This window comes from Streptomyces sp. CGMCC 4.7035, assembly GCF_031583065.1.
Taxonomy (GTDB): domain Bacteria; phylum Actinomycetota; class Actinomycetes; order Streptomycetales; family Streptomycetaceae; genus Streptomyces; species Streptomyces yaanensis.
This window is the reverse complement of sequence record NZ_CP134053.1, coordinates 1249133-1263134: the sequence shown is the minus strand read 5'-3', so window position 1 is coordinate 1263134 and position 14002 is coordinate 1249133. Positions and strand designations below refer to the sequence as shown.

Sequence of the window (14002 nt, the reverse complement as noted above, 5' to 3'; positions counted from 1 at the left end):
GGTGTCATCCGATGGCCTGCCTCGTGTTGAGTACGTCGATGGCCTCCGCGACGCCGAAGGCCGGCGGGAGCGGTTCGCCCGCGCCGTACAGCTTCTCCGCGACCCCCCTGGGCAGGGGGAGGTGCTCGAAGTGGCCCCGGACGACCCGGTCGGCGCCGAGGGGCTGGGGGGCGAAACGGGACACCGTGGCGATCCGGAACTGTTCGCGGCCGTGCGACACGACGAGCGCGACCTCCACGACCTTGCGGGAGCCGTCGGCGTACCGGGCGAGCTGGACCACCACGTCCACCGCCGAGTTGATCTGGTCCTTGAGCGCCTCGAACGGGATCATCACCTCGGACATCGAGCCGAGGGTCTGCAGCCGCATCAGCGCGTCCTCCGCCGAGTTGGCGTGGACGGTGGCGAGGGAGCCGTCGTGGCCCGTGGACATCGCCTGGAGCATGTCGAGGGTCTCGCCGCCGCGGACCTCACCGACGATGATGCGGTCGGGGCGCATCCGGAGGCTGTTGCGGACCAGGTCGCGGATGGTGATCCGGCCCTTGCCCTCGACGTTCGGCGGGCGGGACTCCAGGCGGATCACATGCTCCTGCTGGAGCTGGAGTTCGGCGGAGTCCTCGATGGTGATGATGCGCTCGTGGGACGGGATGAGGCCGGAGAGGGCGTTGAGCAGGGTGGTCTTCCCGCTGCCCGTACCGCCGCTGACGATCACGTTGAAGCGGGCGCGGACGAACGCGGCGAGCAGCATCAGCATCTGCTCGTCGAGCGAGCCGAGGCCGATGAGTTCGGGGAGTGTGTACGCGCGCGGGAAGCGGCGGATCGTGAGGGTGGGGCCGCTCAGGGCGAGCGGCGGGATGATGACGTTGACGCGTTCGCCGGTGGGGAGGCGGGCGTCGACCATGGGGTTCGACTCGTCGACGCGGCGGTTGACCGTCGAGACGATCCGCTCGATCGTCTGCATCAGCTGTTCGGTGGAGGCGAAACGGAGCGGGAGCTGCTCCACACGGCCGGCCCGCTCCACGAAGATCGAGTCCGGTCCGTTCACCATGATCTCGGTGATCGACGCGTCGGCCAGGAGCGGTTCGAGGACGCCGAGCCCGAGGGCCTCGTCGACGACCCGGCGGATCAGCTGGGAGCGTTCGGAGGAGGAGAGGACCGGACCCTCGCGGCTGATGATGTGGCCGAGGACGCGCTCCAGACGGACCCGGCGCTCGGCGGTGGCGAGGCCGGACATCTCGGCGAGGTCGATCTCTTCGAGGAGCTTGGCGCGGTAGACCGCGACGAGGTGCCCGTCCTCGCGGGCGGCTCCCCCGTCGTCGGGGGCGGTGATACGGGAGCGGAGGCTCATGCCGGTCGTCAGCTCCTCTCCGGTGTCCGGGGCTCGGGGTCGTTGGGCATGGTGGCGTGGCGGGTGACGGTCCAGCCGCTGAAGAGGGGGATCACGGCGGGGACGCGGACCGTGACGGTGGCGGTGGTGGTGTCGGGGCCCTTGGGGGCGTCGACCGCGGGGTCGAGCCAGCCGCTGACGGACGCCGCGCCCGCCGCCGCTCCGTCGCCGTTCTGGGAGGCGACACGGGCCGCGGCGCGGGCGCCGGTACCGGCCTGGTTGATGCCGTAGCCGATCAGGCCGAGCTGGATGGCGGCCATGCCGATGACGAGCAGGATGGGCAGGAAGCCGGCGAATTCGAGCATGGAGACGCCGTGGTCGTTCCAGCGACGGGTCGTGGTGGGCCCGGCAGCGTCCGGCTCCGCCGCCGTGGCGGAGCGCCGTCGCGTCAGCGTCGCCTCACGGCGGCGGAGAAGAGCCCTCATCGGCCGTCCCCCTCCAGCGCGGCCCCCGCCGAGCCGTTGACCTGCCAGCCCGGGTTGACGCCCGGGAAGAACAGGGGGACGTCCGCGTGCACCGTCGCCCTCATCACCGAGCCGTCCGGGGTGCAGCTGATCTCCGCGCCGCTCCACGCGCCCGGCAGGTGCTTGGCGCCCGCCGACTTGCACGCTGCCACGAAGTCACCGTCCACGGCGTGCGCCGCCGTGGCCGCCCGCGCCGCCTCGTCCGCCGCGTTGCCCGCCAGCGAGTACGTGTAGCCGTACAGGGCGCACTCCCACAGCAGCGCCATCACGACCAGGAGGAGCGGGAACATCCCGGCGAACTCAAGGGTCACCGAACCCCGGTCGCCGCCCTTGCGCCACAGGCTCAGCGCCCCCCGGTCCGACGACGACGCCTTCCGTCGTCGCCCGCCGCCGCCCTCCTGCACCGCCACCAGGCCCAGCTCGCCCGCCAGCGCCCACAGGGCCTGCTTCACCGTGGAGCGGGCTTCGAGGTCCTGGAGGCGCCCGGCGTCGACGACCGACTGGAGTTCCTTGAAGGCGGCCGGGACCGCGGCGCCGGCGACCTTCGTGCCGGTGATGCGTTCGACGAGGGCCGGCTGGATCTCCGTACCACGCGAGTGGCGGTTGACGACCGTCAGTGTCTCCTCGGCCTTGCGGATCTGGAGCCGGTCCCACAGGCGGACCATGCGTTTGGCGGCGCGGACCGCGACCACGTCGGGGGTCACCAGGAGCAGCGCCTGGTCGGCGACCTCGACGGCCGCGGCGGTGGCCGAGTTCATCTGGGAGCCGCAGTCGACGATCACCACGTCGTGGCGGGAGCGCAGTGCGCCGAGGACCTGACGGGCCACCCGGTCCGTCACCTCCTCGCCGCGTTCGCCCTCGGCGGGGGCGAGCAGGAGTCCGATGCCGCTGTCGTGGGTGTAGACCGCGTCCTGGAGGACGCGCGGGTTGATGTCGGTGATGCCGGCGAGGTCGGCGATCGAACGCCGGAACTGCACGTCCAGGTACGAGGCGACGTCCCCGGACTGGAGGTCGAGGTCGACCAGGGCGACCGTACGGCCCGACGCCCGTGCCGCGAGCGCCAGCTGGACGGCCGTGACCGTCGAGCCGACGCCGCCCTTGGCGCCGGTCACCGCGACCACGGTGCCGCCGGGCCCGGCGTACAGCTCGGGTGTCCCGCTGCTCAGATGGCGCCGCATGCCGGCCGACCAGGCGGCGGCGGCCTGGACGCGTTCGGCGAGGGCGTCGTAGCCCAGGGGCAGGGTGACGATGCCGCGGGCGCCGGAGTCCATCGCGGCGGTGAGCACGCCCGTGCTCGTGTCCGCGGTGATCAGGACGACCCCGACCGCCGGGAACCGCATCACCAGGTCGCGGATCAGTTCGAGCGCGGGGACGGGCCCGATCCGCTCGTGCACGAGGACGACCTCGGGCAGCTCGTCGAGGGACTCACCGGCCAGCCGCGCGAGGGTGTCGAGCAGGGCCGTGGAGTCCTGGACGGGCGCGGCGGGCTCGGCGTCGGCGAGCTGGCTGAGGAGGGTGGTGAGCGAGCGGGCGGCGTCGAGGTCGCCGACGGCGGGGAGGATGCGGATGGTCATCGGCGACACCTCATGGGGACGGGCCCGCTGTGGACCGGGACGGACCTCATGCGCGGCCTCCTACTTGTCCTGGTCGAGGGTGTACGTGCGGTCGCCCGGGGGGACCGTGGTCTCGGAGCCGCCCGCGACCAGGGCCAGCCGGACGTGTTCCGCGAACGACTCGGCGTACGCGACCCGTTGGGCGTCCGTCGTGCCGAGCGCGAAGGTGATGGGGACGGCCTCGGCGGCGGTGCGCCGGCGGTCGCTGCTGGACTGCCCCGGATCCAGGGCCGTGAGCTTGCCGACGTCGAGGACGCGGGCGTTGGTCACGATGACCTTGGACTCGTCCTTGCCCTTGCCGCCTTCGGCCTTGAAGGTGGCGTAGATGTTGACCAGCGAGCCGGGGTTGATCTTGCCGGCGACTCCGGTCGAGGCGTCGATCATGATCGCGATCTCCTGCTGCCCCGCCTGGAGTTCGGGCCGGTCGACGATCATGTCGGTCTGGAGCAGGGAACCCTTCTCCAGCTTGGTCACGGCGATCTTGCCGCGGATCTGGTCGAGACGGGTGACGGCGGTCGCGGACAACCACCGCTTGGGCATGGAGATCTTCTGGAACTGGTCGGCCGCGAGCTCCTTGTAGGGCGCGATGTCGTCCTTGAGCCGGTACGCCGTCACCTCGGGGCCGACCTTGGAGTTCACGTCACGGATCACGGACAGCACTCCGGCGAAGGCGCCGACGGCGGCGAGAGCCGAGAGAACCAGCAGGATGACGCCGCGGCGCTGGCGTGAGTTCATGTGACGCGGACCTCGATCGGAGCGGTTGGGGGACGGCGGTCGAGCGGTCTTGCTGTCGTGCGTTTGTCCTCAGTCGTGCGTTGGTGCTGCCGTGCGTTGGCGCTCAGTCGTGCGTTCGCGCTGCCGTGCGTTGGTGCTGGCGCCCAGTCGTACGTTGGTGCCCGGTCGTGCTGCCGTGCGTTCGCGCTGTGGAGTCGTACGTACGCCCCTACGTGCCGCCCCGGGGCAGCGCGCGGACGGCCGTGGCCGGCTGGGGTTCGGGAGGTGGCGGCAGGGGTGCGGCGCAGAATCCGCAGCGGTCGCCGATGAGTTCGAGGCCGCACCAGCGGCACAGCTCGCGCCGTACGGACGAGACGAGTTGGTAGAGCACGGACACGTCGTGCAGGCCGGCGGCGAATTCGACGATCCGGTTCGTTCCCCACCAGCGCGCGGACCCCTGTGGCAGGGGAACGGTCGCGACGCCCTGTACGCGCCAGGCCGGCGCGAGCGAGGCGGTGACCCAGTCCGAGGGAGGCTGCCCGGAGGCGATGAGCATCCGGGTGCCGAACTCGGGGCCCGGTAACTCCTCCTGCCCGACCCGTACGAGCTGCGGCCGCGGATGGGCGAGTACGGCGAACTGGGCGCCCGGCACCCATGACTTGGCGTGGGAGGTCAGCGAGACGGACACGCGGTCGAGCTTGGCGACCGAGCCGAGGAGGGCGCCGGCGTAGATGTAGTGGGCGAGCAGACGCACCGACGACGCCAGTACGCCCGGGCTGAAGTCGCAGACGGACAGCTGTCGTAACTGCTGGGCGAGCAGCGCGACTCCGAGCGGGGGCAGTTCGACGCCGACCAGCGCGATGCGGTCGCTCTCCAGGACGGAGCGGACGGTGCGCAGCCGCTGGACGGCCGGGTCGTCGCCGGAGGCGGAGTGCAGGGCGATGACGTACCCGTGCTGCTCGATGAGCGTGTGCATTGCGTCGAGGGACTGTTCGAGGGTGGGCTGGGGCTGGACGGCGGCGGGCGGGGTCTGCCGGTCGAGTGGTGGCAGCACCAGGTCGGGACTGGTGACGGCTATCGCGGTCGGCACGGCTGCACACACCCCGTTCACTGCGGCGGGGTGGTCGACCACCGCCTCAGATGGCCCCTGTGACGTCCAATGGCATCGTCCTGCAACAGCACCATATCCACGGCATGCGCCGCTCAACACTGAATCCGGAAGATCATCTCACCGAAGGTGCGGGCATGATCGACACAGCGTAGGCACATATGCCCCAACTTGACGCGGCGACAAGGGCGTTGGCGCCCACCGGAACCCCTCCTGGGACTTGACAACGCAATTGGTCTGGACCAAATTCGTTCACCAGGCGGTGGCCACCGTTCCGCAATGCCCTCCTGCTCTTCTTCTCCCCACCATCGGAGGCTCAAGTGGACCGCGTATCAGGCATGCTCCGCCGCAGACGAACCCTGGCCGGGGCCGCCGTCGCCGCGCTCGCCCTCTCCTTCCTGGGCGCCGGCAACGCGGCCGCCGCGGACGTCAACAACGCCAAGAACACCGGCTTCGAGTCGGGCCTGAGCAACTGGACCTGTTCGGCGGGCAGCGGTACGACGGTTTCGTCCCCGGTGCACGGCGGTGCGGCGGCGCTCAAGGCGACACCGGCGGGCCAGGACTACGCACAGTGCACGCAGACGGTCGCGGTCAAGCCCAACTCGACGTACACGCTGAGCTCCTGGGTGCAGGGCGGGTACGCCTTCCTGGGCGCGACGGGCACGGGCACGACGGACGTGTCGACATGGACGGCGGACTCGACGAGCTGGAAGCAGCTGTCGACGACCTTCACCACCGGCGCCTCGACGACGTCGGTGACGGTGTACCTGCACGGCTGGTACGGGCAGGCGGCGTACTACGCGGACGACGTGTCCGTCTACGGCCCGGACGGCGGCGGAGGCGGCGATCCGGCCCCGACGATCCCCTCGGCTCCCACGAACCTGGCGGTCTCGTCGACGACGTCCTCATCGGTGTCGCTGGCGTGGAGCGCGGTGTCGAACGCGACGGGCTACAACGTGTACCAGGGCGGTACGAAGGTGGCTGCCGTGACCGGTACGTCGGCGACGGTGACGGGACTGTCCGCCTCGACGTCATACTCCTTTCAGGTGACGGCGACGAACGCGGCGGGCGAGTCCGCGAAGTCGGCGACGGTGACTGCCACGACGGCGGCGTCGGGTGGTGGCGGTGGCGGTGGCGGAGCCGCCCTGCCGAAGCACGCGGTGACGGGCTACTGGCAGAACTTCAACAACGGTGCGACGGTACAGAAGATCTCGGACGTGCCGTCGCAGTACGACATCATCGCGGTGGCGTTCGCGGACGCCACGAGCACGCCCGGCGCGGTGTCCTTCACCCTGGACTCGGCCGGCCTGGGCGGCTACACGGTGGACCAGTTCAAGGCTGACATCAAGGCGAAGCAGGCGGCCGGGAAGAAGGTCATCGTCTCGGTGGGCGGCCAGAACGGCACGATCTCGGTGGCCGACTCGACCTCCGCGACGAACTTCGCCAACTCGGTCTACTCCCTGATGCAGACGTACGGCTTCGACGGCGTGGACATCGACCTGGAGAACTCCCTGAACGCGACGTACATGACGCAGGCGCTGCGGCAGCTGTCGTCGAAGGCGGGCTCGTCGCTGATCATCACCATGGCCCCGCAGACGATAGACATGCAGTCGACGTCGAACGCGTACTTCCAGACGGCGCTGAACATCAAGGACATCCTGACGGTCGTCAACACCCAGTACTACAACAGCGGTTCGATGCTGGGCTGCGACGGCAAGGTCTACAGCCAGGGCTCGGTGGACTTCCTGACGGCCCTGGCCTGCATCCAGCTGGAGGGCGGCCTGTCCCCGTCCCAGGTGGGCCTGGGCGTCCCGGCCTCGACGAGCGGGGCAGGCAGCGGATACGTGTCCCCGACGGTGGTCAACAACGCCCTGGACTGCCTGGCGAAGGCCACGAACTGCGGCTCCTTCAAGCCGTCGAAGACATACCCGGACCTGCGGGGCGCGATGACCTGGTCGACGAACTGGGACGCGGCGGCGGGCAACGCGTGGTCGAGCGCGGTGGGACCGCACGTGCACGCGCTGCCGTAGCCGGGGTGAGGGGGGCGGCGCCGTCGTGAGTCCTAGCGGTGAGCGTGTTGTCCGCGCTACTGCCGACCACTCTCAGCCAAGCGGCGCGAGCTCCGCCGACGTTGTCAGCGTTGCCGTCAAACACCTGGAAGCTCCACCGAACGATACATCGGTGGAGCTTCCGGAACGATAACTACCTCGAAGCGCCGGTCGCGTTCGAGGGCCAGGGCGTGTCTATATCATGCACACAACATTCACAGGTTCGAGGCGTGCGCGCCCGGACATCACGCACACCCTGGGGAAACCGAGTGCGTCCGACTTTCTTACGCGCCCTTCGCGGCGCGCTGACGGCTGGTGCCGCAGCCGGTCTCATCGCGACCGCCACCACCGTGCCCGCCGAGGCCGCGAGCGGGTACGACCGCTGCCCATGGGGCAGCCTCTGCGTCTTCAGCGATCCGCTGGGCAAGGGGCAGATGCTCGTCGTCAAGGGCGGCATGCTGGACCTCGGCCCGTGGGACAACCGCATCAGCTCCTTCGCGAACTACACGGACTGGCCGGTGTGCTTCAACATCGCTCCGGGGCTCGATCCGAAGGAGGGCGCCTCCCACTACTACCCGGGGCAGGGCTCTTTCGACGAGAGCGCCACGCCCGAGCTCGACAACGCTGTCAGCTCCCTCGACCTGGGGCCCGAAGCGGACCACTTCTGCGCGAGCGAGAGCCGGTACGCGGTCTACCAGTGGGGCAGCGAGCCGAAGCCCAGGCCCGCCGCGCTTCCCACGTACGGGGCCTTCGGCGATGTGAACAACGACCGGTACGCCGACCTCTTCTCCCGTAACAAGTTCGGGCAGTTGTGGACGTCCCACGCGTCCGACAGTGCGGGCAAGAACCGGCTCGTCGGCAGCGGCTGGAACGCCATGACGCAGTTGGCCCGGCACGGTGACTACAACGGGGACGCCAAGGAGGACCTGTACGCCCGTGACAAGGCCGGGGTGCTGTGGTTCTACCCGGGCCGGGGCGACGGCACGTTCGGCACGAGGGTACGGGTCGGCGGCGGCTGGAACACCATGCGCGACCTCGCGGCCGCGGGTGATCTGACGGGCGACGGCAAGGCCGATCTGCTCGCCGCCGACGGGGCCGGCACCCTGTGGACGTATCCGGGCGACGCCAAGGGTGCCTTCGGAGCGCGGAAGAAGGTCGGCGGCGGCTGGAAGGCCATGAACGAGCTGGTCGGCGCGGGCGACATGAACTCCGACAAGCGGGCCGACCTCGTGGCCCGCGACACCGCCGGGAAGCTGTGGTTCTACCCCGGCAACGGCAGGGGCGCCTTCGGTACCCGCAAGCTCATCGGAACCGGTGGCTGGAACAAGTTCACCGAGCTCGCCGGCCTGGGCGACATCACCGGTGACGGGCGGCCGGACCTGATCGCGCACGCCCCGGGCCAGACCTCGCTGCGCCTCTACCCGGGCACCGGTGCGGCGGGCGGCGGCCTCAAGGCCCCGAAGACCTTCGGCAGCCTCCCGTCGAGCGTCCTGGTCTTCTGAGCGGTACTCGCCTACCGCCGCCGTCCAGAGGCCGCATTCGACTTTCCTGACTGAATCCGGTCCGGACCTTCCGGGCCGGATCTTCCCGTACCGAACGGAGACCGATCCATGCTTCGCATCTCCCTGGGCCGACGCGCCCCGGGCGACCCCTCTTCGCTCAGGCGTACCGCCGCCCGGCGAACCCTCGGCGCCGCGTTAGCCCTCGCCGCGTCCATGACCACGGCGGTCACCATGGCTCCGCAGGCGGCGGCCGCGGACAACTCGGACCGCTGTCCCTCGGGGAAGCTGTGCCTCTTCCAGTACGGCGACTACAAGGGCGAGATGAAGATCGTCTCGTCGAGCCTGGCCACCATGGGCGACTTCAACGACAAGACCTCGTCGTTGGTCAACAACAGCCGGATGTGGGCCGTCGCGCACACCAAAGCCAACTACGCGGGCGGCGACACGCTGCTCATCGGCCCGCACAACGGAGCCATCGACCTCACCGGAGGCGCGTTCGACGGCGCATTCGACAACAAGATCAGCTCGATCCGGGTCGCCACCACCGAATACGAGGCCACCCAGGGCGTCCCGTGGATGGACTGGTACCTCCTGCCGGAGGACAAGCGGCCGGCGGGGCTGCCCGACGTGGCCCGGTTCGGGGACCTGAACAACGACGGACGCCCCGATCTCCTGGAGCGCGCGGACGACGGCCGGCTGTGGTTCCTCTCGGGCATCGTCAATGCCGACGGGTCGACCAAGGGGAAGCTCGTCGGGGGCGGCTGGAACGCCATGACGCAGCTGGTCCGGCACGGTGACTACAACGGGGACGCCAAGGAGGACCTGTACGCCCGTGACAAGGCCGGGGTGCTCTGGTTCTACCCGGGCCGGGGCAACGGCACCTTCGGCACGAGGGTACGGGTCGGCGGCGGCTGGAACGCCCTGCGCGAGATCAGCGCGGCCGGGGACCTGACCGGTGACGGCCACAGGGATCTGCTGGCCCGCGACACCGCCGGAAAGCTGTGGCTGTACCCGGGCAACGGCAAGGGCGCCTTCCGCGCCCGCAAGCTCGTCGGCGGTGGCTGGAACGCCATGAACAAGCTGGCCGCACCGGGCGACATGACCGGCGACGGCAAGGCCGACCTGCTGGCCCGCGACGGGTCACGTGCGCTGTGGCTGTACCCCGGCAACGGCAACGGCGCCTTCGGCGCGCGCAAGAAGCTGCCCTACGCCTGGCCCAGTGACGAGCCGGTGATCGCGACCGGTGACGTGAACGGCGACGGCCTGTCCGACCTCATGCGGCCCATCAACTTCCAGTTGTTCGTCTACCACGGGAACGGCAGGGGTTCCATCAGCGGCCCGGACGCCGACATGGGCTGGGACACCGCGCCCAACGTCCGCGTCTTCTGACGCACAGGGGGTGAGCCCCCGGCCTCGCGGCCTCGCAGGACGAGCCCGGACCCGTCACGGCAGGTGACGGGTCCGGGCTCGGACCGGTCGGCAGGCGTCCGGAGCACCGGCCCGTGGGTGACGGCAGCGGTCGGACGCCCGCCAAGAACGACCCGCTGCCGAGCTTCTCGGAGAGCGGAGGGCATGCCTATTGCATGAAGTCGGACGAGGCCGCTTCCTGGATGCCGGAGGTCGTGATGCCGCTGGACGTTCCACGCAGGCGCAGGTAGTCCGCGAAGAGGTCGGCGTAGCCATCGCGGTTGGAGTCACGCAACCGCAGGCGCTCGCCGAAACTCGCGTTCGCCTCCAGTCCTCCTGGTACGCCCGCGCTGGAGCGGTCGAAGTACTGGGATTTTGATCCGGTGAGCCCGGATGCGCTGCCGCGCAGGATGTGGATGGCGCCTGCGTCGGTGTGCCCGCCGAGGTCCTCTCCAGGGCTGGCGACGGCGAGGTCCGGATAGCCGTCATGGTTGACGTCGCCCACGGAGATGCGCGCACCGAAGCGGTCACCGACCTCAGCGCCGCCGGCGACACCAGAGGTGTCCTGACTGATACGGGTGACGCCGCCGGGGCCGGTGGAGCCGCCGCGCCAGACAAGGACGGCGCCCTTGCCGTTGGCGTTGGGGTGGCCGAGGGCGATGTCGCCGTATCCGTCCTTGTTGAAGTCGGCGATCCGGGTGTCGACTTGCCAGCTCGTGTCCTCGCCACTGCCGAGTTTGAGCGTCGTGCCCCGGGTGAGCGTCCTGCCGCCGCGGACGAACCAGGCGCCGGTGACGGTGTGTTCGCTTCCGTCCACCGCGCCGACGACCACGAGATCGGTGGCGCTGTCCTTGGTGACCTTCCCGACGGCCAGGTGTTCCGCGGACATGTGGTCGTTTGCGAGCTTGGTGACCGTGCCGCTGAAGCCCGACTTGGTGAAGGAGCCGAGGTATACGTATGCGGTTTTGTTGTTGAGTGCGGCCAGATCGGGTCTGCCGTCGCCGTTGAAATCGCCGACGGCGAGGTCGAGGCCGAACTGCCCCCACTTCTGCGGTGCCTTGTTGGGAACGGAGGTTGCGCCGGACAGACCGGACGCGGACCCCCAGATGATCACGATGGCGCCCTCCTCGGAGCGCGCGCCGACGTCCTCGCCGTAAGCGGCCACGGCAAGGTCGGCGTATCCGTCGCGGTTGAAGTCCGCGCCGGCCATCGCGTGGCCGAAGCCGTCGTCCCACTCGTTGGTGCCGGGGATGCCCGGGCTGTTCTGCGTGATGTTCTGCTTACGGCCGTTGGGCCCGGTCGCCGTGCCGTAGATGATGCCGACCGTGCCGGAGCCGTCACTGCCCGCGTCGGTGACGCTGCCGCTGTACGCGTAGTCCCGGTACCCGTCCCCGTTGAAGTCGTCCGCGTACTTGGCGGGTGCGGCCGTGGCCGGGGAAGAGAGGGCGAGCGGGGTGAGGGTGCCGGCAAGCAAAGCTGCGGTCAGGGTGACCGTCGTTCTGGAGCGCAAGGTGCGTGCACTCCTCAGTTGGTGAGGTAAGCGCATGAAGGTCCTTTGTGGCGTGGGCACGTTGGGGCAGACCTGGCGGGAGTTCAGGATGCGGTCGGTCTCACCCGGCGATGCGATCGTCGATCAGGAGACCATCGATGCTGCACATGGGTTGTACGTGAGCAGGAAGTGGCGTTGCGCAACCTGGCGACGGCGGTGGCCGCATCGCACCGGAACCTCAGAGCGACATGCTGATCAGCTCGTCGGTGACCCACCGTGCGACGTCGGCGGGGTAGGGCGCGGGCAGTCCGAGGACGATGTGCCGGAAGCCGGCGTCGGTCGCGTCACCGATCGCGTCCTGGGTGACACCGGGCCGGTCGTAGGAGACGGGCAGGAAGATCGAGCGGGTGATCGAGGCGGGGTCGCGGCCGATCTCGGCGCAGTAGCGGTCCAGCAGTGCGCTGCGGCGGACGACGTCGTCGATGTCGCCGCCCGGGATGTTCCATAGGTCGGCGTGCTCGGCGACCACGCGCAGCGTCGCGGCCGAGCGTCCGCCGATGAGGATCGGCGGGTGGGGGCGCTGGACGGGTTTGGGGTTGCCGAACGCCCCGGTGAGGTGGTGGTGGGTGCCGTGGAAGTCGAACGGTTCCTCCTCCGTCCACAACCGCCGGATCACCGTGCAGGCTTCGGCGAGGCTGCCCACGGCGTGCGCGGAGTCGTGGAAGGGAAGGCCGTGTGCTGCGTACTCACGGCGTGCCAGGGGGTGGCCGGGACGCGAGCCGACGCCGATGCCGAAGTCGAGCCGTCCGCCGGAGACGATGTCGACCGTCGTGGCGATCTTGGCCAGCATCGCGGGCGGCCGGAACCGGTTGCTGGTCACCAGCACACCGAGCCGCAGTCGTCGGGTGTGGGCGGCAAGGGCCGAGAGCAGGGTCCAGCCCTCGTAGGTCGGTCCGTCCGGGTCGCCGCCGATCGGCATGAGGTGATCGAACAACCACGCGTGCTCGATCGCCGGGATCGTGTCCGCCTCGCGCCAGACCCGCAGGATGTCGCGGTAGTCGACCTGCGAGGGGGCGGTCATGATTCCGAAACTGGGGCGGAGTGTGTGCGGCATGGAGCCGTTGGTCCTTTCGACACAGGCGGCGCCGGCGAGCTGGAGGAAGAGCACTTCTCGCCGGGCGCCTGCGCGATTCCCGCGGACTCGGGAACCGCGGGAGAGGATGTCGAGGCCGTCCCTCGGACGCTCAGCGGCGCCGCAGTGACGGGTCGAGCAGCGCGGGCGGAGTGTCGAACTTCTCGTGTGCGGCGAGGTCGGTGCCGGGGGCGACGATGTCGTCGATCGCGTCGAGTACGTCGACGGAGAGCACGGTGTCGGCGGCGGCGAGCTGCGCGTGCAGGTGGTCCATCGTGCGGGGGCCGATGAGCGCGCTGGTCACGGCGGGGTGCGCGGTCACGAAACCGAGTGCGAGCTGGATCATGGTCAGGCCGGCCTCGTCGGCGACCTTGGCCAGCTGCTCGACCGCGTCAAGCCTGGCCCGGTTGTACGGGAGAGTCATGTCGAAGCGTTCCGGCATGAACGCCGAGCGGTTGGTGGTGACGTCGCGGCCCTCCCGGACCGCGCCCGACAGCCAGCCCGAGGCCAGCGGGCTCCACACCAGCACACCGAGCCCGTACTGTTCGGTCACGGGCAGGACGTGAGCCTCGACTCCGCGCTGGAGGATCGAGTAGTTGGGCTGCTCGGTGACATAACGGCCCAGGTGATGCTCACGGGCGGCCCACTGTGCCTGCACGATGCGGTGGGCGGGGAAGGTCGAGGAGCCGAAGTAACGGATCTTTCCCGCGCGTTGCAGGTCGGTCAGGGCCGACAGCGTCTCCTCGTCGCTGGTCTTCGGGTCCCACCGGTGGATCTGGTAGAGATCGACATGGTCGACGCCGAGGCGGCGCAGGCTGTCGTCCAGCGCGGTGACCAGCCAGCGGCGCGAACTGCCTTGATGGTTGCGCTCGTCGCCCATCGGCATGGTCGCCTTCGTGGCCAGCACGATGTCCTCGCGACGGCCGGCAACGGCCTTTCCGACGATCTCTTCCGACTCGCCGCCGCTGTACCAGTCGGCGGTGTCGATGAGGTTGATCCCCGCCTCCAGGGCGGCGTCGACGATGGCGGTGGCCTCGTCCTGGGTGGTGCGCCCGATCCGGCCGAAGTTCATGGCGCCGAGCGCGAGGGTGCTGACCTGCACACCGGTGCGGCCCAAGGTGCGGTACTGCATGACCGTGTC

11 protein-coding genes are annotated in these 14002 nt (G+C 69.9%); 3 read left to right on the top strand and 8 right to left on the bottom strand.

What is annotated here, in order from left to right; translation table 11 throughout:
- Positions 1-4: 4 nt before the first annotated feature.
- The 5 genes from Q2K21_RS05095 to Q2K21_RS05075 form a co-directional block, all read right to left on the bottom strand.
- On the bottom strand, positions 5-1345 hold the full coding sequence (locus tag Q2K21_RS05095) for a CpaF family protein (protein ID WP_310765846.1): 1341 nt from the start codon (positions 1343-1345) through the stop codon (positions 5-7).
- An 8-nt stretch (positions 1346-1353) separates the two neighbouring features.
- Positions 1354-1809: a TadE family protein gene (locus Q2K21_RS05090; RefSeq protein ID WP_386276030.1), complete on the bottom strand. Its 456-nt coding sequence runs from the start codon at positions 1807-1809 to the stop codon at positions 1354-1356.
- Positions 1806-3422 (bottom strand): AAA family ATPase, encoded by a 1617-nt coding sequence (locus tag Q2K21_RS05085; RefSeq protein ID WP_310765844.1) that lies wholly within the window; start codon positions 3420-3422, stop codon positions 1806-1808. The genes Q2K21_RS05090 and Q2K21_RS05085 overlap by 4 nt, the downstream gene beginning before the upstream one ends.
- A gap of 60 nt (positions 3423-3482) precedes the next feature.
- Complete coding sequence (cpaB, locus tag Q2K21_RS05080) at positions 3483-4196, bottom strand: Flp pilus assembly protein CpaB (RefSeq protein ID WP_310765842.1); 714 nt, start codon at positions 4194-4196, stop codon at positions 3483-3485.
- Between the two features lie 208 nt (positions 4197-4404).
- Positions 4405-5265: a hypothetical protein gene (locus Q2K21_RS05075; RefSeq protein WP_310765840.1), complete on the bottom strand. Its 861-nt coding sequence runs from the start codon at positions 5263-5265 to the stop codon at positions 4405-4407.
- Between the two features lie 356 nt (positions 5266-5621).
- Here Q2K21_RS05075 and Q2K21_RS05070 point away from each other — a divergent pair, with 356 nt between their 5' ends.
- The 3 genes from Q2K21_RS05070 to Q2K21_RS05060 all read left to right on the top strand — a co-directional run bounded on the left by Q2K21_RS05070 (position 5622) and on the right by Q2K21_RS05060 (position 10222).
- A complete protein-coding gene (locus Q2K21_RS05070; RefSeq protein WP_310780635.1) occupies positions 5622-7313 on the top strand; it encodes a chitinase in 1692 nt (563 codons plus the stop codon).
- A 287-nt stretch (positions 7314-7600) separates the two neighbouring features.
- Entirely contained in the window at positions 7601-8833 is a 1233-nt protein-coding gene (locus tag Q2K21_RS05065) for an FG-GAP-like repeat-containing protein (protein WP_310765838.1), read from the top strand.
- A gap of 108 nt (positions 8834-8941) precedes the next feature.
- The gene (locus Q2K21_RS05060; RefSeq protein ID WP_310765836.1) at positions 8942-10222 is read left to right on the top strand and encodes an FG-GAP-like repeat-containing protein; all 1281 of its coding nucleotides are present in this window, start codon (positions 8942-8944) and stop codon (positions 10220-10222) included.
- A 187-nt stretch (positions 10223-10409) separates the two neighbouring features.
- On the opposite strand, the gene Q2K21_RS05055 is transcribed toward Q2K21_RS05060, so the two are convergent.
- The 3 genes from Q2K21_RS05055 to Q2K21_RS05045 form a co-directional block, all read right to left on the bottom strand.
- Entirely contained in the window at positions 10410-11750 is a 1341-nt protein-coding gene (locus Q2K21_RS05055) for an FG-GAP and VCBS repeat-containing protein (protein ID WP_310765834.1), read from the bottom strand.
- A gap of 217 nt (positions 11751-11967) precedes the next feature.
- Entirely contained in the window at positions 11968-12843 is an 876-nt protein-coding gene (locus tag Q2K21_RS05050; protein WP_310765832.1) for an LLM class flavin-dependent oxidoreductase, read from the bottom strand.
- Positions 12844-12973: 130 nt separating this feature from the next.
- Positions 12974-13993: an aldo/keto reductase gene (locus tag Q2K21_RS05045; RefSeq protein WP_310765830.1), complete on the bottom strand. Its 1020-nt coding sequence runs from the start codon at positions 13991-13993 to the stop codon at positions 12974-12976.
- Between the last annotated feature and the right edge of the window lie 9 nt (positions 13994-14002).